Consider the following 17,348-nt stretch of genomic DNA (forward strand, 5'->3'; position numbering starts at 1 on the left):
CCTTTCCCTTGGCCTTTCGCTCAACTGCCCGACACGCGGGCCATCAGCGCGCCCGCGGCGACCGACAGATGCTTGCCGAAACCGCCCACCGGCACGTCCGTTTCCGCAACCAGCGGCACCCGCACATCGTCCATGTCCGGCAGGTCGAGCACCAGTTCCCCCAGCACCTGACCGGCGGCGATCGGGGCCGAGATCGGGCCGTTATAGACCGCCTCCGCCTTGATCCCCTCTTGCGACAGCGCCAGCGCCGGCAGCAGCAGCGTCAGGTCCTTCTCGACCACCAGGCCCACGGTTTCCTCCGCGCCCATATGCACCTCGGCCTCGGCCAGCCGCGTGCCGCCCTTGGCCAGCGTGCGCAGCACGAACTGCCGGAACGCCCAGTTGGTCAGCGCCTCGGCCTCTTGCCGCCGCTCTGCCTCGGACGTGAGGCCCGAGATCACGAACACGATCCGCCGGCCGTTCTGCTCGGCCGAGCCGACGAGGCCATAGCCCGCCTCTTGCGTATGCCCGGTCTTCAGGCCATCGGCCCCGACGCCAAGCCCCAGCAGCGGGTTGCGGTTGTTGGCATTGGCGGGGGCGCGGCCTTCGTAGTTGAAGCCGGTCATTGCGAAGTAGGGGTAGAACTCGGGGAACTCGGTGATCAGACGGGTGGCCAGCAGGCCAAGGTCATGCAGGCTCATCCGGTGGCCCTCGGCCGGCCAGCCCGAGGCGTTCTTGAAGGTGGAATTGGTCATGCCAAGCGTGCGGGCGCGCTCGGTCATCTTCTGCGCGAAGGTTTCCTCGGACCCGGCCAACCCCTCGGCCACCACCACGCAGGCATCGTTGCCCGAGTTGATGACGATGCCGCGGATCAGCTCCTCGACCGTCGGGCGGTCCATCTCGTTGAGGAACATGGTCGAGCCGCCCATGCTTTTCGCGCGTGTCGAGACCGAGAACTGCGTGTCCATCGACACGGTGCCCGCGCGCAGTGCCTCGAACAGCATGTTCAGCGTCATCAGCTTGGACATGGAGGCTGGCGGCAGCGGCACGTCGGCATCCTTTTCCAGCAGCACCGTCTGCGTGGTCAGGTCGTAGACCCAGGCGGCGCGGGCCTTGGTCTCATAGGCCGCGGCGGGGGCCAGCAAGGCGATGAGGATCAGGGCGGAATGGAGGAGGCGCTTCAGCATGGGTCTTGTCGCTCCGGGGTCTGGGGCAGGGGACGTCTGGGGGCCTGTCGCGGCCCCCGAGTTCATTTGCTCACGGCATAGGCGTCGGGGTAGCCGAGGCTTTTCACCTTGGCCACAGCCGCTGTGCGTTCCTCTGCGCCGGTCAGAGGGCCGACGATGACGCGCCAGAAGGTCTTGCCCTGGCTTTCATCCTTGCGGATCGTCGGGGTCAGGCCAGCGGATTTCATCTGGCCGGCGGCGCGGTCGGCATTCGCCTCGACGCTGAAGATGCCGATCTGGATATAGGGGCGGCCAGAGGTGGCGGCGGGAGTGGCCGGCGCAGCAGCGGGCTTTGGCGCGGCCGGGATGTTGGCACTGGCGGAGGGGGTGGCGGGCGGGTCGGCGCGGTCGATGGCGGCACTCGCAACCGCGCCGATCGGCGTCGCCTCAATCGGCTCGGCGGCGGCGAGGGCGGGATCGGTCTCGGCCACGGCGGCCCCCGCGGCCTCCTCGCGGCGCAGCGCCGTCACCTGCAGCGCGGCGGGCTGGCCGGCCAGCATGTCGAGCGCGCCGGCGGCATCGGAGGACACCTGCAGGCGCGGGCCGGGCATGTCGCGCTCGCGCCGGAACAGCGCGCCGATGATGAACTTGCCATTGGCGGGGTTGCGGATGATGACCCGCTCGGGGTCCTTCACATCGGGATGCGCGACCCAGACGCCGCCAAGCGAGGGGCGGCCGTCCCATAGGCCCTGATCGGAGACCTCGAACACCTCTGGCGCTTCGACATCGCGGTCCACCAGCGTGGCGGAACTGGCCTGCCGCACCGGCGCGCCCTCGGCACTGCCCGAACCGGAGCCGATCCCGAACGGCATCTTCGTGCCCTCGCACGCCGCCAGTCCCAGGGCCGCGCTCAGCAGCAGCGCGCCGCGCAGGCCCTTGGTCAGGCCGATCCGCCCGGTGGTGCCACTCATCATTCTTGCCCCCTTCGCGCGCCCTGCACGGCGCTGCGCCCTCTGCCTGTTGCGGACAGGTGCCGTGATCTTTCCCGTGCGGCGCGCTGCCCCGCTGGGGCAAGTGCCGTGCGTCGGTTCTGGTCCGCGGTTCTGCGGCCGGCCACCCGGCCCAGCCACGGCGCATCTTAACGGCAAGGCCAGCCCAAGGAAAGAGCCGCACCATGCCGCAGGCGGCCCGCCGGGGCCGCAATTGCCAGCAGGCCCGTCAGTTCTGCGTGAGCCGCAGCGGATCAGGGGCGGGGCGCGCCTGTGCCCGCCCCGCCCGCGCCGGCACAAGCCGCGGCGCGACATCTGGACCCCGACTCGCGGATGTGGTTACAACGGACAGCGGCCCGGGCCGCGGCAAGGCAGGGCATGGCCCCGCATCTGTCGCGGGCGCCTGGCTGGTCTGGAAGTGTGGCCGAGTGGTTTAAGGCTCTAGTCTTGAAAACTAGCGTACGGGGAACCGTACCGTGGGTTCGAATCCCACCGCTTCCGCCAAGCCCGCCGCCGCTACCCCTACCGATACCCAAGCTGCCCAAGCGCCGGCAGCCAGAGCGGGATGGTGACGGTGCCAAGGACCGTCGCCACCAGCAGGGCGGAGGCGGCCAGCGGGCCGAGCCCGGCGCGTTGGGCCAGGATCGGGTAGACCGACATCATCGGCATCGCGGCGAAGAGGACGGCGCCGAGCACGAAGGGCGCGGGGAGGCCGCCGACTGCGGCAAAGGCGGCAAGGGTCAGCGCCGGGTGCAGCAGCAGCTTTCCCAGCACGATCACCGCTGTGGCCCCGGCCTGCCCCTGCGGGCGCAGCGTCGCCAGCGTGGCGCCGACGACCAGCAGCGCGGCGGGGGCTGACATCCGTGCCAGCAGGTCCAGCGTGCGCGCCGCATGACTGGGCAGCGAGAGCCCGGCCAGCTGGAAGGCAATCGCCGCGCCAAGCGCGAGGATCAGCGGATTGCGGGCCAGATCCCGCAGCAGGGCCCATGCGCGAACACTGCCGCCGCCGCCCGCGTTGCTGGACAGGATCAGCGCCAGGGGGATCATCACCAGGTTCTCGATCACCATCATATGCGCCAGCAACCGCCCGGCCTCGGCGGTGCCGTAGAGCTGCTGCACGACCGGGTAGCCTATGAACCCGCTGTTGGAGGCGGAAATGCCAAGCCCCACCATCGCCGCCTGCCGCAACGGCATCCGCAAGCCCCAGATCGCCACCGCCACACCGCAGGCGAAGGCGGCCAGCGAGCCGAGCCCGACGGCCAGCAGCGCCAAGGGTTGCAGGCCCTCACCCGGCGCCGCACCCGCGACGGAGAGGAAGATCAGCGCCGGCAGGGCGATGCGCAGCACGACCTCGCCCACCGGGCGCAGGGACTCGGCCGGTACATAGCCAGTGCGTACGGCCAGAAAGCCGATCAAGATCACCGCAAACAGCGGAATGATGGCGTTGACGGCATCCATTGCCGGTCAGCCCCCGCGCACCCGCGCGGCAAAGGCGCGCGCCTCGGCCGGGGCTTGCCCGAGCCCGGCGCCGGCCAGTTGCGCGGCCCAGTCGGTCTGCGGGAAACGCTGCGCCGCGAGCGCCAGCAAGGGCGCGCCGGTTGCCATTGCCTGCGCACACATCTCCTTCACCGCCGCCTGCGCTTCGGGGCGGGGCATGGTCTTGGCCAGCGTGAAGCTGAGTGCCTCGGCATGGATCAGGCCTTGACCGGCCTCGAGACCCCGCGCCATGGCAGCGCCATCGGGGGCGAGGCTGGCCAAGACCTCGGCGGCAAGCGTCAGCATCCGGCCGGTGCTGATGCACAGCTGCGGCAGGGCCAGCCACTCGCCGAACCACGCCGCGCCGTCGCGTTGCTGGCGGTGCAGGGCCGCGCCCTGAACCAGCGCCGCAAGCCCGATCACATGCCGCGCCAGCGCCACCAGCGCCGAGGGGCCGACGGGGTTCTGCTTTTGCGGCATGGTGGAGGAGGCGCCGCCGGCCAGCGTGACCTCGCCCACACCTGACTGGCTGAGCAAGATGAGATCCTCGCCCAGCTTGCCCAGACTACCGGCAAGCCCCGCGGCGAAACCCGCCAGTTGCCCGGGCGCAGAACGGTCGCTGTGCCAGCTATGGCCGGGATCGGTCAGCGACAGCTCTGCCGCCAGCGCCGCGCGTACCGCCGGGCCAGCCTCGCCCATAGCCGACAGCGTGCCGGCGGCCCCTGACAGCGAGACCTTCAGCACGCTCTCCCGCAGCACGGGCAGGCGGCCCTGCCAGTCCAGCAGCGGCCAGCCCCAGGCGGCGACCACCGCGCCAAAGCTGGTGGGCGTCGCCGCTTGACCATAGGTACGCCCGGTCATCGGCAGGCTGGCATTAGCTTCTGCCAGTTCGGCAAGGCGCATGAGGAGGCCCGCGATCCGCGCCTCCCACAGCCGCAGCATCGGGCGCAGGCGCAGGGCGAGCGCGGTATCCATGATGTCCTGACTGGTGGCGCCCCAATGCAGGTATTGCATCGGCCCCGGCGCGGCGGCGCCCTTGCGGAAGGCCGCCAGCAGCGCCGGCACCGGCACGCCGTTCTGCGCCGTCTCCACCGCCAGCGCCGCCGGGTCGATCACCACCTCCTGCGAGGCGCGGTCGATGAAGGCCGCCGCCTCGGCGGGGATTACCCCAAGCGCGCCCTGTACCCGGGCCAATGCGCCTTCGACCAGCAGCATGGCGCGGATATCGGCGCTGTCGGTGAAGAGGCGGGCGGTCTCCTCATCACCGAACAGGCGGCCGTAGATCTGGGAATCGGCGGGGGCAGCGGGCATGGAAGTCCTTGCGGTTTTGGGGCCGGGGTTTCAGGCCAAGCAATCAGGCCCCGGCAGCCGGTGCAAGCTCCAGCCCAAGGATAGCCCGCGCCTGTTGCCAGGTTGCGACCGGGCGTTCGCACTTGTCGCACAGCGCCACCACCCGCTGCACCAGCGCGGCGTTCGATGGCGCAAGTGTGGTCTTGTCGAGCCGCACGTTATCCTCGAGCCCCGTCCGCGCGTGGCCACCCGAGGACACGGCCCAGTCGTTCAGCACGATCTGGTTGGGCCCGATCCCGGCGGCGCACCACGGCGCATCCGCTCCGAACAGCCGATGCACGGTCTTGATGTAATAGTCGAAGACCTCGCGGTCGGCGGGCATCGCGTTCTTCACGCCCATCACGAACTGCACATAGGGGCGGTTCTTGATCTGGCCCTTGTCCCACATCTCCTTGGCCTTGAGGATATGCGACAGGTCGAAGGCCTCGATCTCGGGCTTCACGCCGTGGGCCAGCATTTCACTGGCCAGCCAATCGACCAGATCCGGCGGGTTTTCGTAGACGCGGGTCGGGAAGTTGTTGGACCCGACCGACAGGCTGGCCATGTCGGGGCGCAGCGGCAACATGCCGCCCCGCGCGGTGCCTGCACCAGAGCGGCCGCCGGTGGACAGTTGCACGATCATCCCGGGGCAATGCGTCTGCAGCCCTTCCATCAGCGCCGCGAACTTCTCGGGGTCGGACGAAGGCGTCTCATCGTCGTTGCGCACATGGCAATGGGCGATGGTGGCCCCGGCCTCGAAGGCCTGCTGCGCGCTTTCCACCTGTTCGGAGATGGAGATCGGCACTGCCGGATTGTCGGCCTTGCGCGGCAAGGAGCCGGTGATGGCCACGCAGATGATGCAGGGGCCGTGCGAGGCTTGGGTCATGGCTCAGATGTCCAGAAACACGGTTTCGCCATCGCCCTGCAGGCGGATGTCGAAACGGTAGTGGCCGGGGCCGGTCTTGCGGGCCAGCAGGGTTTCGCGGCGCGGGGCCTGTTCGACGAGGTTCAGGACCGGGTCGGCGCTGTTATCCTCATCCTCGAAATACATCCGGGTGTTGAGGCCAATGTTGATGCCGCGCGCCACCAGCCAGAAGCTGATATGCGGCGCCATCATCCGGCCGTTGCGGCCCATCACCGGGCCCGGCTTGACCGTGTCGAAGGCCCAGAGCCCGGTGTCGAAATCGGTGATCACCCGACCCCAGCCGCGAAAGCCGGGGGCGCAATCGGCGAAACGCGGGTCTTCGGCATGGGGATAGATCCCGGCGGCATCGGCCTGCCAGACCTCCAGCAGCACATCCTTCACCGGCGCGCCGGTACCGTCCATCACCACGCCTTCGACGCGGATCCGCTCGCCCGGCGCATCCGGCCCGGCGATATCCTCACCCAGCTGGGTGCGGTAGATGTCGAACCCGGCAGCCCCGGGGGCCAGGCCGATATGGACATAGGGCCCGGCGGTCTGCGAGGCGGATTCCTTGAGGTAATTCAGCGGTTGTGCCATTTCAGTTCCCCTCCAGCCGGTTCTCGAACAGGGTGGAGCGCCGCCCCCGCAAGATGATGTCGAACTTGTAGGCCAGGCAATCCAGCGGGATCGCCGCGTTCATGTCCAGGGGCGCGATCAGCTGGTCGATGGCGCGCGGATCCGGGATGGTGGCCACGATGGGGCATTTGTGGATCAGCGGGTCGCCCTCGAAATACATCTGGGTGATCAGCCGCTGGCTGAAACTGGTGCCGAAGACCGACACATGGATATGCGCAGGGCGCCAGTTGTTGACCCAGTTGCGCCAGGGATAGGCGCCGGGCTTCACGGTGCGGAAGTGGTAATGGCCCTGATCGTCGGTCAACGTGCGCCCGCAGCCGCCGAAGTTCGGGTCGATAGGCGCAAGATAGGTGTCCTTCTTGTGCCGGTAGCGCCCGCCGGCATTGGCCTGCCAGATCTCGACCAGCGTGTTCGGGATGCCGCGGCCATTCTCGTCCAGCACGCGGCCATGGACGATGATCCGCTCGCCCACCGGATCGCCGGTCTTGGCGTAGTTGCGGATCAGGTCATTGTCGATGGCGTCGATATCGGAATGGCCAAAGGTCGGCCCGGTGATTTCCGACATCGAGCCTTGCAGCGACAGCATCGCCAGACGCGGGCTGCGCGGCACCGAGGTCTTGTAATCGGGCGTCAGCGCCGGCGGCTGCGACGTGCGGTCGCGCTGATAGAACTCTGCAGGTTTCATTGGTCCTCCCCCTTGCTTGTCGTGGCCATCGTGGCGAATGTCTCTTTGGCGATCTTGATGGCATGGTTGGCGCGCGGCACACCGGCATAGATCGCCACATGCAGCAGCGCCTCCATCACATCGGCCTCGCTGGCGCCGGTATTGGCGGTGGCGCGGATATGCATCGCAAGCTCATGGTCGTTGCCGAGCCCCGCCAGCAGCGCGATGGTCAGCATCGAGCGTTCGCGCAGCGTGATCGTGTCCCGCGACCAGACATGGCCCCAGGCGGCATCGGTGATCAGCGCCTGAAACGGGGCGTCGGCCGGGGTCTTGGCCGCCTCGGCGCGGTTCACATGGGCATCGCCCAGAACCCGGCGGCGGGTTTGCATCCCTTGATCGGTGAAGTCAGACATGGGCATGGTCCTTCAGGAAAGGGGCAACGAGGGCGGCCCATTCGGCAGGCGCCTCGACGCAGGGCAGATGGCCGGTGCCCGGGATTTCGTGGAATGCGGCGCCGGGGATCAGGTCTGCCGTGGCCTTGACCACGGCGGCCGGGCTGGCGCCATCCTCCGATCCAGCAATCACCAACACCGGCAGGCGCAGGGCGCGGGTCGCCTCGGTCTGGTCCGCGGCGGCGAGGGCCGCGCAGGCGGCGATGTAGCCCGCGGCGGGCGTCCGCGCCATCATCGCGTGCCACAGCGCAAGGCCCGGTGTCGCGCGGAAGGCGGGGGCGAACCACCGCTCCATCACCGCATCGGCGATACTGTCCAGCCCGCCAGCCTGGACCGCCTCGACCCGCGCCTGCCAGCTTTCGGCGGTGCCGAGCTTGGCCGCAGTGTTCGACAGCACGAGGGCGCGCAGCAGATCGGGGCGGCGGCTGGCCACCACCTGCCCGATCAGCCCGCCGATCGACAGACCCACGAAGACCACCGGGCCACCGACCACCTCTTCGATCACCGCAATCGCATCCTCGGCATGGTCGTCGATGACCGACCCGCCACCCAGCGAGGACAGCCCATGCCCGCGCTTGTCATAGCGGATATAGCGCAGCCCTTGCGGCAGCAGCGGCAGCACCCGGTCCCACAGGCGCAGGTCGGTTCCCAGCGAATTGGCGAAGATCACCGCGGGCGCGCCCTTCGGGCCATCGACCTGCAGGTGAAGCGCGCCGAAAGGGCGTGTCAGGGCTTGCATCGGGTCTCCTCCTGTCCATAATCTAACCCGCGCGAAGTGGATGGGATAATGCAAAATGCAGCGATGTTGATACCCCCATGATTATGCATCCCGGCATCAAGCTGCGCCACATCCGCGCCTTTCTGGACATCGCCGCCGAGGGTAGCCTCTCCTCGGTCGCGCGGCGGCAGGGGATCAGCCAGCCCGCGCTCAGCCGGACGCTGGCCGAGATGGAAGACCTGCTGGCCGTGCCGCTGTTCCGCCGCGAAAAGCGCCGGCTGGTGCTGACCGAGGAAGGCGCGGTGTTCCGCCGCCATGCGAGCCTTGGCCTGCAGGCGCTGGAGGCGGGGGCAGCCGCGCTGCGCCCCGGGGCGGGCGGGGGCACCATCCGCGTCGGCATCCTGCCCACGGCGGCGACACGGCTGTTCCCCCGTGTCGCGCTGCGCTTTCGGGCCGCGCAGCCCGATACGCTGCTGAAGATCGAGACGGGGCCGCATTCCTACCTGCTGGGCCTGCTGCGCGAGGGGCAGATCGACCTGATGATCGGGCGGATGCCAGTGGCGGGCGACATGGCCGGGCTGGCCTTCGAGCATCTCTATGAAGAGGAGGTCGTGCTGGTCGCCCGCGCCGGGCATCCGATGCAGGCGCAGCCCTTGCCGGCCATCCTGCAATCCGTGCCGCTGATCCTGCCGCCCGAGGGGGCGCTGATCCGCCGGGCGGTGGATGACTATCTGGCCAGCCTCGGCCTGCCCACCCTGCGGCCGGCCTTCGAGACGGTGGCACTGGCGGTGGGGCGCGGGATATTGGCGGAGTCCCACGCCGTCTGGTTCATCTCGCGCGGCGTGATCGCGGATGAGCTGGACCGGGGCGCCATGACCCTGCTGCCCACCGGCGCGCGGTTCCTGTCGGGCTCGGTCGGCATCACCCGCCGGCAGGCCGGGCCAGCGGTGGCGGGGCTGGACCTGCTGATGCGCCTTTGCCAGGACGGCGCCGCGCAGCATTAGGCCCGCGGCATGCCGGGCGCCCGGGTGCTGCGTTTCTGCGCCGCGATGCGGAACGCGGCATTGGCGGCGCCATAGCCGAGGTAGTTCCCCTGCCGCTGCACGATCTCGAAGAAGAAGCCATCGGGGCGCGGGGCGGAATAGAGCTGGAAGAACTGCCCCTCTGCCTCTTCGTCATAAAGCACGTTCGCCGCCCGCATCCGCGCCACCAGCGCCGGGTCGAGGCCAAAGCGCGCCTCGACATCGTCATAATAGTTGTCGCCGATCTGCAGCACCGGGAAGCCGCCCTCGGCCAGTTTGGCCGCCGTCTGGAAGATGGCGTCCGTGGCAAAGGCGATGTGCTGGACCGAGGCACCGAAGGTCTCCTCGACGAACCGCCCGGCAAGGGTGCGCCGCGCCTCGGCGCCGTTCAGGGTGATCCGCAGCCCGCCCGATTGGACCGCCTGACTGCGCACCAGCCCGTCCGGGTCGGCGACATCCACCATCGGCGCTTTCTTCGCGTCGAAGATCGAGGTGTAGAACAGCGCCCAGCTGAGCATCTCATCATAGGCCATGGTCTGGCCGATATGGTCGATGCCGGTCAGGCCCGCACCCTCGGCCGGCGCCGCGTCGCTGCGGAAATCCACGCTCCAGATATGCGAAAGGGTCTCGGTCGCATCCAGCAGCCGCAGGATGCTGCCGCCGACGCCGCGGAAGGCCGGGATCTCCAGCTCGCCGGGCAGGGCCGCCTGGGTGTGGTCCTGCGCCAGCAGCGCCAGCGCGCGGGCATGGGCGGCCTGCGCATCGGGAACCATCAGCGCAACCTCAGACACCACGGTGCCATGCGCGACGAAAGAGCTGTGGGTAAAGCCCTTGCCCTCGGTGTTGACCAGCACATTGGCCCCGCCCTGCCGCCACAGCGTCACCGGCTTGGACACATGAGCGCCCGCGCGGGCGAAGCCGGTGGCCGCCAGCAGACTTTCCAGCGCCGGGGCCTCTTCGGGCGAGGTGGCGAATTCGATGAACTCCACCCGCTGCACGGCGGCGGCGGCGGGGAAGGCGGGCAGGTCCACCGGCAGCGTGGGTTCCGCCCGGCGCACCCGGTCCATGACCCCGATCAGGCTGCGATGCCCATCGCTCGCCACCAGCCGCGGCAGGCCGGCACGGAACTGGTCGTTGAAAATCTCCAGCGACAGCGGGCCGGAATAACCCGTCGCCATCACCGCGCGCATGAAGCCGGTCACGTCCAGATCGCCCTCGCCCGGCATGTTGCGGAAGTGGCGCGACCAGTACAGCAAGTCCATGTCGATGGCCGGCGCATCGGCCAGCTGCACGAAGAAGATGCGGTCGCCGGGGATGCGGCGGATGGTGTCAGGGTCGATCTTGCGGCCAAGGGTGTGGAAGCTGTCGAGGATCAGCCCGATATTGGGATGGTCGGCGCGGCGCACCACCTCCCACGCGTCGCGATGATCGTTCACATGGCGGCCCCAGGCCAGCGCCTCGAACCCGACGCGGATGCCGTGCGATTTCGCCAGATCGCCAAGCTCTGCAAAATCGGCCGCCATCCGGTCGATCCCGCCCATCGCGGCGGGGTGGACGCTGGAGCAGACCAGCACCAGATCGGTCCCCAGCTGGTTCATCAGATCGAACTTGCGCGCCGCGCGGGCGAAGGCGCGGGCGCGGTGCGGTTCGGGCAGCCCCTCGAAATCCCGGAACGGCTGGAACAGCGTGATCTCCAGCCCCTGATCGCGGACCATCCGGCCCACCTCGGCCGGCGTGAAATCCGACGCGGTGAAATCCTGCTCGAAGATCTCGATCCCGTCAAAGCCCGCAATGGCGATGGCGGCCAGCTTTTCGGCGAAGGTGCCAGAGATGGAGACGGTGGCGATGGAGGTTTTCATGTCACGTCCTTGCCTTCGGCCAGCTCGCGGCGCATCCGCGCCTCATCGAGCGGCAGCCCCGTGAAGATGGCCCAGGCATCGACGCCCTGGCCAAAGAACAGCTCGTAGCCCGAAATGACCTGCAGCCCCTCGGCGGCGGCATCTTGCAGGAACTGGGTGTCGACCGGGGTATAGACCGCGTCGAACACCCAGGCCGCGCCCGCCAGCGCCGCGCGGGGCAGGGGCGTTCCGTCATAGCCGACCATGCCGACGGGGGTGCAGTTGATGATGCCGCCAGCGCCGGTCGCCAGCGCGCCGGCATCGGTGCCGGTGCGGGTGACAAGGCCGGGGCGGGCGGCTGCCAGTGCCGCAGCCAGCGCCTCGGCCTTGGGCAGGTCACGGTCCACGATGCGGATTTCGCTCAGACCAAGCGCGATGAGCCCGAAGGCCACCGCCTTGCCGACGCCGCCCGCGCCGATCATCAGCACCGGGCCGGGGGCGGCATCGCCCCGCACCCGGCGATAGGCGGCGATGAAGCCCGAATAGTCGGTGTTGAAGCCATGCGGGCCGCCCGCGTCGAACACCACGGTGTTCACCGCCCCGATGGCGCGCACCAGAGGATCGTCGATCACCACCTTGGCCGCGGCGCGCTCCTTGTAGGGATAGGTCACGTTCACCCCGCGATAGCCCGAGGCGGCGACATGGGCAAAGACGGCGTCGAAGGCCTTGTCCAGTTCCGCCGGGACCAGCCGGTCATAGGTGGTGCGCCGCCCGTTCTGCGCCCCGGCCAGCCGGTGCAGCCGCGGCGATTGCGACTTTGCGATATTGTCGCCGATCAGGCCAAGGCGGATGGTGTCGGTCATGCGGCGGCTCCTTGATGTGGCGTTTCGCTGTGGCCGGTCTTTGCGGCGCGCAGGATGGCATCGACCACCGCGACCGAGCGGGCGGCATCGGCGGCTGTCACCAGCGGCGGCTCGGTGCCCCCGATCACGGCGACAAAATGGTCGATCTGGCGGATCAGCGGGTCTTCGTCCGCCACCGGCAAGTCTTGCGCCAGCAGCGGGGTGAACCAGCCGCGGGGGCCCTTCGCATGGCGCCACAGCCGCAGGTTCGGCAATTCCAGCGCGCCCTCGGTACCCGAGATCAGCAGGCATCTTTGCCCGGTGGGCGGGTAGTCCGGGTTCTCCTCCGCGGTCAGCTCCCAGCTCCACGGCGCGGCGGCGGCATCCGACACCGTGACCGTGGCCAGCGCGCCCGAGGCGAAGCGCAGGAGGGCGACAGCGCTATCCTCCACCGCGAAGCCGCGCACCGCGTTCGAGGTGACGGCCTGCACCGACACCACCTCGCCCAGCAGATGGCGCATCGTGTCGATCTCATGGATCAGGTTGGTCAGGACCGGGCCCGCGCCGGGCTGGCGGCGCCAATCGGGCGCGAAATAGTCATCGGGCTTGCACAGCAGGACGCTGGCCTGCACCGCAATCACCCGCCCCACCGCCCCCGATTGCAGGGCGGCGCGTGCGGCGGCGATGCGCGGGTTGTGGCGGCGGTGATGGCCGACCAGCACCGGCACCCCGGCAGCATCGGCTGCCGCCGCCATCTGCGCGCCTTCGGCCGCCGTGGCCGCCACCGGCTTTTCCACCAGCACAGGCCAGCCTCGACCGATGCACTCCAGCGCCTGCGCAAGGTGCAGCGAAGTCGGCGTGGCGAGGATGACCCCCGCCACACCGTCCAACTCAGCTAGGTCCGCCACCAGCGGCACGCCATGCTCTGCCGCCAGTGCCGCCGCCGTGGGCGAGGGATCGACAAGCGCCGCCAGCCGTGCGGTGCGGCTTTGCGCCAGCGCGGCCACATGCTTGCGCCCGATCGCTCCGGCCCCGACGACGGCAATGGCTGGCAGGGTCATGGCTCAGCCCGCCTTCTTGCGGAAGATCATGCCCCAAAGCGGCGTCTTGGACACGAAGATCAGGATCACCGTGGCGAACAGCACCAGCGACAGCGGGCTGGCCAGCGTACCCTTCAGCAGCATCCACAGGCTTTCCTGTTCGGAAATGATCGCCCGGCGCCAGTTGTCGTCCAGGAGCCGCGACAGGATCACGCCGAGGATCACCGGGCCAAGGGGATAACCATAGAGCTTGAGGAAGTAGCCAAACACCCCGAAGCCCAGCATCCAGTAGACATCGGCAAGGCTGTTGCTGACCGCATAGGCACCGACGATGGACAGCAGCAGGATCACCGGCAGCAGCATGGCGCGCGGCAGTTCCACAATCTTGACGAAGATCTTGATGCCCGTGAGCCCGAAGATCAGCATGAACACGTTGGCCAGGCCAAGCGCGCTGACGATGAACCAGAACATGTCCGGCTGCTCGACCATCAGCATCGGGCCGGGGTTCAGCCCGTGGATGAACAGCGCGCCGATCATGATGGCGGTCACCGCATCGCCCGGAATGCCAAGGGTCAGCATCGGGATGAAGGCGCCGCCGACGGCCGCGTTATTGGCGGTTTCGGGGGCGACCAGCCCCTCGATGGCGCCCTTGCCAAAGGGCACCTCGGGATTCCGCGTCACGCGGGTGGCATGGTCATAGGCGATCAGCGCCGCGATATCGCCGCCCGTGCCCGGCAGCGCGCCGATCACCGTGCCGATGCTCGAGGTTTGCAGGCCAAGCGGCAGATGCTTGCGCACCAAGGGCCATGAGGGAATGATCCGGCCGATCTTCTGCTTCACCGCCGCGGTATTGACGGTGTGCAGCTGCATCAACCCTTCAGAGATGCCGAACATCCCGATCATCACCGCCACGAAGGACACGCCCGACCGCAGGGCATCGGTGCCAAAGGTGAAGCGTTCGGTATAGGTCAGCGGGTCCATGCCCACAGATCCCAGCCCGATGCCAAGGGCACCGGCGAAGATGCCCTTGACCAGACTGTCACCGGACAGCGAGCCGACCAGCAGAATGCCCAACACGGCCAACAGCATATAGTCGCGCGGCTGGAAGCGGATGGCGAAATCGGCCAGCAGCGGGGCGAACAGCGCCAAGGCAAAGATGCCGATGAAGCCGCCGATGAAGGACACCACGGTGACGATGCCGATGGCCTCGCCCGCAAGGCCCTTCTGCGCCAGCGGATAGCCGTCAAGCGCTGTGGCGATGGCCGCCGGGGCGCCCGGAATGTTCAGCAAGATCGCGGTGCGCGAGCCGCCATAGACGCCGCCCATGTAGATGCCGATCATCAGGGCCAGCGCCGGATACACCTCCCATGAGAAGGTGAAGGAGATCAGGATCGACACCGCCATCGTCACCGACAGGCCGGGGATCGCGCCGACATAGATGCCGGCAAAGGTGCCAAGCGCGATCAGGCCCAGAAGCTCGGGGTTCAGGATCGGGATCAACAGGCTTTGAAGAACGTCCATCTTAGTTCCCCTTTCCGGCGAACAGGGCCTTGACCCATGCGATGATCTCGGCCTCGGGGACGATCCCCGCCGGCATCAGCACGGTGAACACAAGGCGGAAGACCAGATAGATGACCGCGACGATCACCACCGACAGCAGCAGCGCGCGGGGCAGAGTGCAGCGGGCCAGATAGCGGATCATCACTGCCAGAAACACGAAAGAGGTCGGCACGAAGCCCAGGGGCTTGAGCAGCAGCGCATAGGCGGTGATCATGGCGATGGTCACGACCACGGGCAGGGGAAGAATGTCCCGCTCCAGCTTTTCGCTGGTGACAGGGCTTCTGCGCAGCGTGTCGCGCAGGATCATCAGCGCGCAGATCAGCATCGTCGCGGCTGTCACCATCGGAATTGCGCCGGGCGCGGACAGCGCCTCGAACCCCGAGATGCCATAGGCGGACCACAGCAGGAACAGGCTGCCCAGAGCCATGAGAATGGTAAACACCAGCTCGCCCGGGCGTCTTGGTTGTGTCGTCTGCATTGCTTTCCCCTCCCTTGGGTCAGGTATGCTGTCCGGGGCTCTTCTCCCGGCACTCGGAATGAAAACACCGCCCCCCGGTGCTGAGGATAGGGGGCGGTGTCAGGTCATGGGCCGTCAGGGTCAGGGTTTGACGATGCCGAACTCTTCGGGCGAGGCCTTGGTCAGGCCGGCATCATGGATCAGCCACGAGGTGGTGGACTGCCATTCGGTCAGAAATGCATCCGCCTCGGCGCCCGACAGCGACAGCATCTTGAAGCCGCGCCCGTCGATCAGCGCCACGAAATCGGGGTTCTTGGCAGCCTCGGCATAGGCGGCCGTCAGCTTGGCGACCACGTCATCGGGCGTGCCTTGCTTGACGAAGACGCCGAAGAACGGGCCCCAGGGCAGCATTTCCTCGAACTCGGGGTTGGTCGACACGATGGTCGGCACGTCGGGCAGCTGCGGCGAGGCTTCGATGTCGAACAGCGCAAGCGGCTTCATCGTGCCGCCCTTGATGCCTTCGATGGCGGCACCCAGAACGGCGGGCATCACGTCGATGGCCCCGCCCTGCAGCGCGGTCAGCGCCGGGCCGTCGCCATCATAGGGCACGAAGGTCACGTCCAGCGGGGTTTTCGAGTTGATCATCGCGGTCACGACCGAGGGCAGGCCGCCCGGGCCGGTCGAGCCGAACTTCACCGCCTTGGGGTTCGCGTTCACATACGCCACCATCTCGGGGAAGGTGTTGAACGGCGCATCGACATTGGCCACCAGGATCGGCACGCCGCGGGCGATGACGTTGATCGCAACGAAGTCCGAGTAGTCCTTGTCGCCCAGCTTCATCACTTTGTAGAGCAGCGGGTTCTCTGCGCCGAACAGGATCGAGTAGCCGTCCGCCTCGGCATCGGCGACCTGGTTCAGGCCGATGGCGCCGACGCCGCCGGTGACGTTCTGCATGACGATATTGCCGCCCAGTGCCGCCTCGGCATGGGGCGTGATCGCGCGGGCAACCGTGTCGGTGGACCCGCCGGCGCCCCATTGGATGATGCCCTGGATTTCCTTCTCGGGGTAGTCGGCCAGAACGGGCAGCGCCCCCAGGCCAAGTGCGACAACCGCACCGATAACCGATTTCAACATGGTTCATTCCTCCCTGTGATTTTCGACCTGGCCTGTCCTCTCAGGCCGGATAGTGCATAATCGCGCGTTTACTGTTTAACGGCAAATACCGATTTCTCCCCTTCCGTAACTTCATGTTAAGTTTGCGGCAGCGGATCCCACCGCGTCCGCGACGTTGCCGCCGTCAGCTCCTGCCGGAATTTCGCGATGGTAAACTCAGCAAAACTTGACAGATGGCGCCCGCGTTTCTGCACCGACCAGGCGGTGATGCTGGCTTTTTCGCGCAGCGGCCGGCGGATCAGGCCCGGCATATAGACCTCTGCCACCGAGAACTCGTCGATCACCGCAACGCCCAGCCCATGCCGCACAAGGCTGACGGTGGTCTGCGCGAATCGCCCGCGCATCGAGTGACGGGGGGACAGCCCGGCATCGCGGAACGGCTGCGCCAGCAACGCGCCGTAGGGATCGTCAGGATCGACGCCGACGAAGGGGTAGCGCATCAGGTCATGCACCGACACATCGTCCTGCAGCGCCAGCTCATGCCCCTCGGGCATGATGGCGACGATGCGCCCCTCCACCAGCGGCGTGGAGTCGATGGCCGAATTCTCGACCGGCGAGGACATGAACACCACCTCGCCGCGCTCCAGCAGCAGGTAATCCGCCGTCTCCTCGATCTTCAGGATGTTCAGGTCGATCATCAGATCGGGAAACCGGGTGCGCACGCCGCGGATCGCGCGCGCCGCGATGAACTGCGCGATGGAGGGGGCAGAGGCGAAGGACAGCCGCACATCCTCGCCCTTCTGCAGGGCACCCACGGCGGCATTCAGGTTCTCCATCTGGTGGAAGACCTGATTGAGCATCTCGAAGATTGCCCGCGCCTCGGGGGCGGGCACGAAGACCCCGGCCCTGCGGTCGAACAGGCGGATGCCGAGCCCTTCCTCGGTATGCTTGACCAGTCGGCTGATCCCGGGGGCCGAAACATTCAGCAGATCGGCCGCACCCTGAATGCTGCCCGCGATCAGCACCGCGCGCACCACCTCCACCTGTCTCAGCGTCAGTTCCTTCATGGCGGGATGGTAGCAGAGGATTGGCGGCGGCAAAGGGGGTTGATTACCGGCTGCCAATCCCATACTGGAATTATATTCCAAAACGCAGGAGCCCGG

Annotated in this window: 17 protein-coding genes and 1 tRNA gene; 2 read left to right on the forward strand and 16 right to left on the reverse strand. The window is 68.0% G+C overall.

Translation table 11 applies throughout. The features are described from left to right. Window positions 1-20: 20 nt before the first annotated feature. Entirely contained in the window at window positions 21-1,166 is a 1,146-nt protein-coding gene (locus Q8S30_RS04405; protein WP_305664825.1) for a D-alanyl-D-alanine carboxypeptidase family protein, read from the reverse strand. A 62-nt stretch (window positions 1,167-1,228) separates the two neighbouring features. Then, window positions 1,229-2,119 (reverse strand): SPOR domain-containing protein, encoded by an 891-nt coding sequence (locus Q8S30_RS04410; protein ID WP_371135442.1) that lies wholly within the window; start codon window positions 2,117-2,119, stop codon window positions 1,229-1,231. A 429-nt stretch (window positions 2,120-2,548) separates the two neighbouring features. Here Q8S30_RS04410 and Q8S30_RS04415 point away from each other — a divergent pair. After that, window positions 2,549-2,638: transfer RNA gene (locus Q8S30_RS04415), tRNA-Ser, on the forward strand. Window positions 2,639-2,656: 18 nt separating this feature from the next. Here Q8S30_RS04415 and Q8S30_RS04420 read toward each other — a convergent pair. The 7 genes from Q8S30_RS04420 to pcaD are packed head-to-tail and all read right to left on the reverse strand — an operon-like array spanning window position 2,657 to window position 8,334. After that, window positions 2,657-3,592: an AEC family transporter gene (locus Q8S30_RS04420; RefSeq protein WP_305664827.1), complete on the reverse strand. Its 936-nt coding sequence runs from the start codon at window positions 3,590-3,592 to the stop codon at window positions 2,657-2,659. Window positions 3,593-3,598: 6 nt separating this feature from the next. After that, a complete protein-coding gene (locus Q8S30_RS04425; protein WP_305664828.1) occupies window positions 3,599-4,921 on the reverse strand; it encodes a lyase family protein in 1,323 nt (440 codons plus the stop codon). A gap of 43 nt (window positions 4,922-4,964) precedes the next feature. Continuing rightward, window positions 4,965-5,825, reverse strand: a complete 861-nt coding sequence (locus Q8S30_RS04430; RefSeq protein WP_305664829.1) for a 3-keto-5-aminohexanoate cleavage protein — start codon at window positions 5,823-5,825, stop codon at window positions 4,965-4,967. A 3-nt stretch (window positions 5,826-5,828) separates the two neighbouring features. After that, a complete protein-coding gene (gene pcaG, locus Q8S30_RS04435) occupies window positions 5,829-6,440 on the reverse strand; it encodes a protocatechuate 3,4-dioxygenase subunit alpha (RefSeq protein WP_305664830.1) in 612 nt (203 codons plus the stop codon). A 1-nt stretch (window position 6,441) separates the two neighbouring features. Continuing rightward, window positions 6,442-7,164: a protocatechuate 3,4-dioxygenase subunit beta gene (gene pcaH, locus Q8S30_RS04440; RefSeq protein ID WP_305664831.1), complete on the reverse strand. Its 723-nt coding sequence runs from the start codon at window positions 7,162-7,164 to the stop codon at window positions 6,442-6,444. Next, window positions 7,161-7,556 (reverse strand): 4-carboxymuconolactone decarboxylase, encoded by a 396-nt coding sequence (gene pcaC, locus Q8S30_RS04445; RefSeq protein ID WP_305664832.1) that lies wholly within the window; start codon window positions 7,554-7,556, stop codon window positions 7,161-7,163. The genes pcaH and pcaC overlap by 4 nt, the downstream gene beginning before the upstream one ends. Continuing rightward, entirely contained in the window at window positions 7,549-8,334 is a 786-nt protein-coding gene (gene pcaD, locus Q8S30_RS04450; RefSeq protein ID WP_305664833.1) for a 3-oxoadipate enol-lactonase, read from the reverse strand. The genes pcaC and pcaD overlap by 8 nt, the downstream gene beginning before the upstream one ends. A gap of 77 nt (window positions 8,335-8,411) precedes the next feature. Between pcaD and Q8S30_RS04455 the strand changes: the two genes are divergently transcribed. After that, window positions 8,412-9,317 carry a LysR substrate-binding domain-containing protein gene (locus tag Q8S30_RS04455; protein WP_305664834.1) on the forward strand — a complete coding sequence of 302 codons (906 nt, stop codon included), beginning with the start codon at window positions 8,412-8,414 and terminating at the stop codon, window positions 9,315-9,317. Here Q8S30_RS04455 and Q8S30_RS04460 read toward each other — a convergent pair. The 7 genes from Q8S30_RS04460 to Q8S30_RS04490 all read right to left on the reverse strand — a co-directional run bounded on the left by Q8S30_RS04460 (window position 9,314) and on the right by Q8S30_RS04490 (window position 17,252). Next, the gene (locus Q8S30_RS04460) at window positions 9,314-11,194 is read right to left on the reverse strand and encodes a bifunctional sugar phosphate isomerase/epimerase/4-hydroxyphenylpyruvate dioxygenase family protein (protein ID WP_305664835.1); all 1,881 of its coding nucleotides are present in this window, start codon (window positions 11,192-11,194) and stop codon (window positions 9,314-9,316) included. The two genes, Q8S30_RS04455 and Q8S30_RS04460, sit on opposite strands and share 4 nt — an antisense overlap. Then, the gene (locus Q8S30_RS04465) at window positions 11,191-12,036 is read right to left on the reverse strand and encodes a shikimate dehydrogenase (RefSeq protein WP_305664836.1); all 846 of its coding nucleotides are present in this window, start codon (window positions 12,034-12,036) and stop codon (window positions 11,191-11,193) included. Before Q8S30_RS04465 ends, Q8S30_RS04460 begins: the two co-directional genes overlap by 4 nt. Then, window positions 12,033-13,076: a Gfo/Idh/MocA family protein gene (locus Q8S30_RS04470; protein WP_305664837.1), complete on the reverse strand. Its 1,044-nt coding sequence runs from the start codon at window positions 13,074-13,076 to the stop codon at window positions 12,033-12,035. Before Q8S30_RS04470 ends, Q8S30_RS04465 begins: the two co-directional genes overlap by 4 nt. A 3-nt stretch (window positions 13,077-13,079) precedes the next feature. Next, the gene (locus Q8S30_RS04475) at window positions 13,080-14,576 is read right to left on the reverse strand and encodes a tripartite tricarboxylate transporter permease (RefSeq protein ID WP_305664838.1); all 1,497 of its coding nucleotides are present in this window, start codon (window positions 14,574-14,576) and stop codon (window positions 13,080-13,082) included. Window position 14,577: 1 nt separating this feature from the next. Next, complete coding sequence (locus Q8S30_RS04480; protein WP_305664839.1) at window positions 14,578-15,057, reverse strand: tripartite tricarboxylate transporter TctB family protein; 480 nt, start codon at window positions 15,055-15,057, stop codon at window positions 14,578-14,580. Between the two features lie 156 nt (window positions 15,058-15,213). Continuing rightward, window positions 15,214-16,206 (reverse strand): tripartite tricarboxylate transporter substrate binding protein, encoded by a 993-nt coding sequence (locus Q8S30_RS04485; protein WP_305664840.1) that lies wholly within the window; start codon window positions 16,204-16,206, stop codon window positions 15,214-15,216. Between the two features lie 116 nt (window positions 16,207-16,322). Then, complete coding sequence (locus tag Q8S30_RS04490) at window positions 16,323-17,252, reverse strand: LysR family transcriptional regulator (protein ID WP_305664841.1); 930 nt, start codon at window positions 17,250-17,252, stop codon at window positions 16,323-16,325. Window positions 17,253-17,348 lie beyond the last annotated feature (96 nt).

The sequence above is a fragment of the Frigidibacter sp. genome (assembly GCF_030695035.1).
Lineage (GTDB): Bacteria > Pseudomonadota > Alphaproteobacteria > Rhodobacterales > Rhodobacteraceae > Frigidibacter.

Excerpts from the sequence above, each read along its gene's own strand:
- Q8S30_RS04405 (WP_305664825.1), bottom strand. The coding sequence starts at position 1,166 with ATGCTGAAGCGCCTCCTCCATTCCGCCCTGATCCTCATCGCCTTGCTG.
- Q8S30_RS04460 (WP_305664835.1), bottom strand. The coding sequence starts at position 11,194 with ATGAAAACCTCCATCGCCACCGTCTCCATCTCTGGCACCTTCGCCGAA.
- pcaG (WP_305664830.1), bottom strand. The coding sequence starts at position 6,440 with ATGGCACAACCGCTGAATTACCTCAAGGAATCCGCCTCGCAGACCGCC.
- Q8S30_RS04465 (WP_305664836.1), bottom strand. The coding sequence starts at position 12,036 with ATGACCGACACCATCCGCCTTGGCCTGATCGGCGACAATATCGCAAAG.
- Q8S30_RS04410 (WP_371135442.1), bottom strand. The coding sequence starts at position 2,119 with ATGATGAGTGGCACCACCGGGCGGATCGGCCTGACCAAGGGCCTGCGC.
- Q8S30_RS04430 (WP_305664829.1), bottom strand. The coding sequence starts at position 5,825 with ATGACCCAAGCCTCGCACGGCCCCTGCATCATCTGCGTGGCCATCACC.
- Q8S30_RS04490 (WP_305664841.1), bottom strand. The coding sequence starts at position 17,252 with ATGAAGGAACTGACGCTGAGACAGGTGGAGGTGGTGCGCGCGGTGCTG.
- pcaC (WP_305664832.1), bottom strand. The coding sequence starts at position 7,556 with ATGTCTGACTTCACCGATCAAGGGATGCAAACCCGCCGCCGGGTTCTG.
- pcaD (WP_305664833.1), bottom strand. The coding sequence starts at position 8,334 with ATGCAAGCCCTGACACGCCCTTTCGGCGCGCTTCACCTGCAGGTCGAT.
- Q8S30_RS04470 (WP_305664837.1), bottom strand. The coding sequence starts at position 13,076 with ATGACCCTGCCAGCCATTGCCGTCGTCGGGGCCGGAGCGATCGGGCGC.
- Q8S30_RS04485 (WP_305664840.1), bottom strand. The coding sequence starts at position 16,206 with ATGTTGAAATCGGTTATCGGTGCGGTTGTCGCACTTGGCCTGGGGGCG.
- Q8S30_RS04475 (WP_305664838.1), bottom strand. The coding sequence starts at position 14,576 with ATGGACGTTCTTCAAAGCCTGTTGATCCCGATCCTGAACCCCGAGCTT.
- Q8S30_RS04425 (WP_305664828.1), bottom strand. The coding sequence starts at position 4,921 with ATGCCCGCTGCCCCCGCCGATTCCCAGATCTACGGCCGCCTGTTCGGT.
- pcaH (WP_305664831.1), bottom strand. The coding sequence starts at position 7,164 with ATGAAACCTGCAGAGTTCTATCAGCGCGACCGCACGTCGCAGCCGCCG.
- Q8S30_RS04420 (WP_305664827.1), bottom strand. The coding sequence starts at position 3,592 with ATGGATGCCGTCAACGCCATCATTCCGCTGTTTGCGGTGATCTTGATC.
- Q8S30_RS04455 (WP_305664834.1), top strand. The coding sequence starts at position 8,412 with ATGATTATGCATCCCGGCATCAAGCTGCGCCACATCCGCGCCTTTCTG.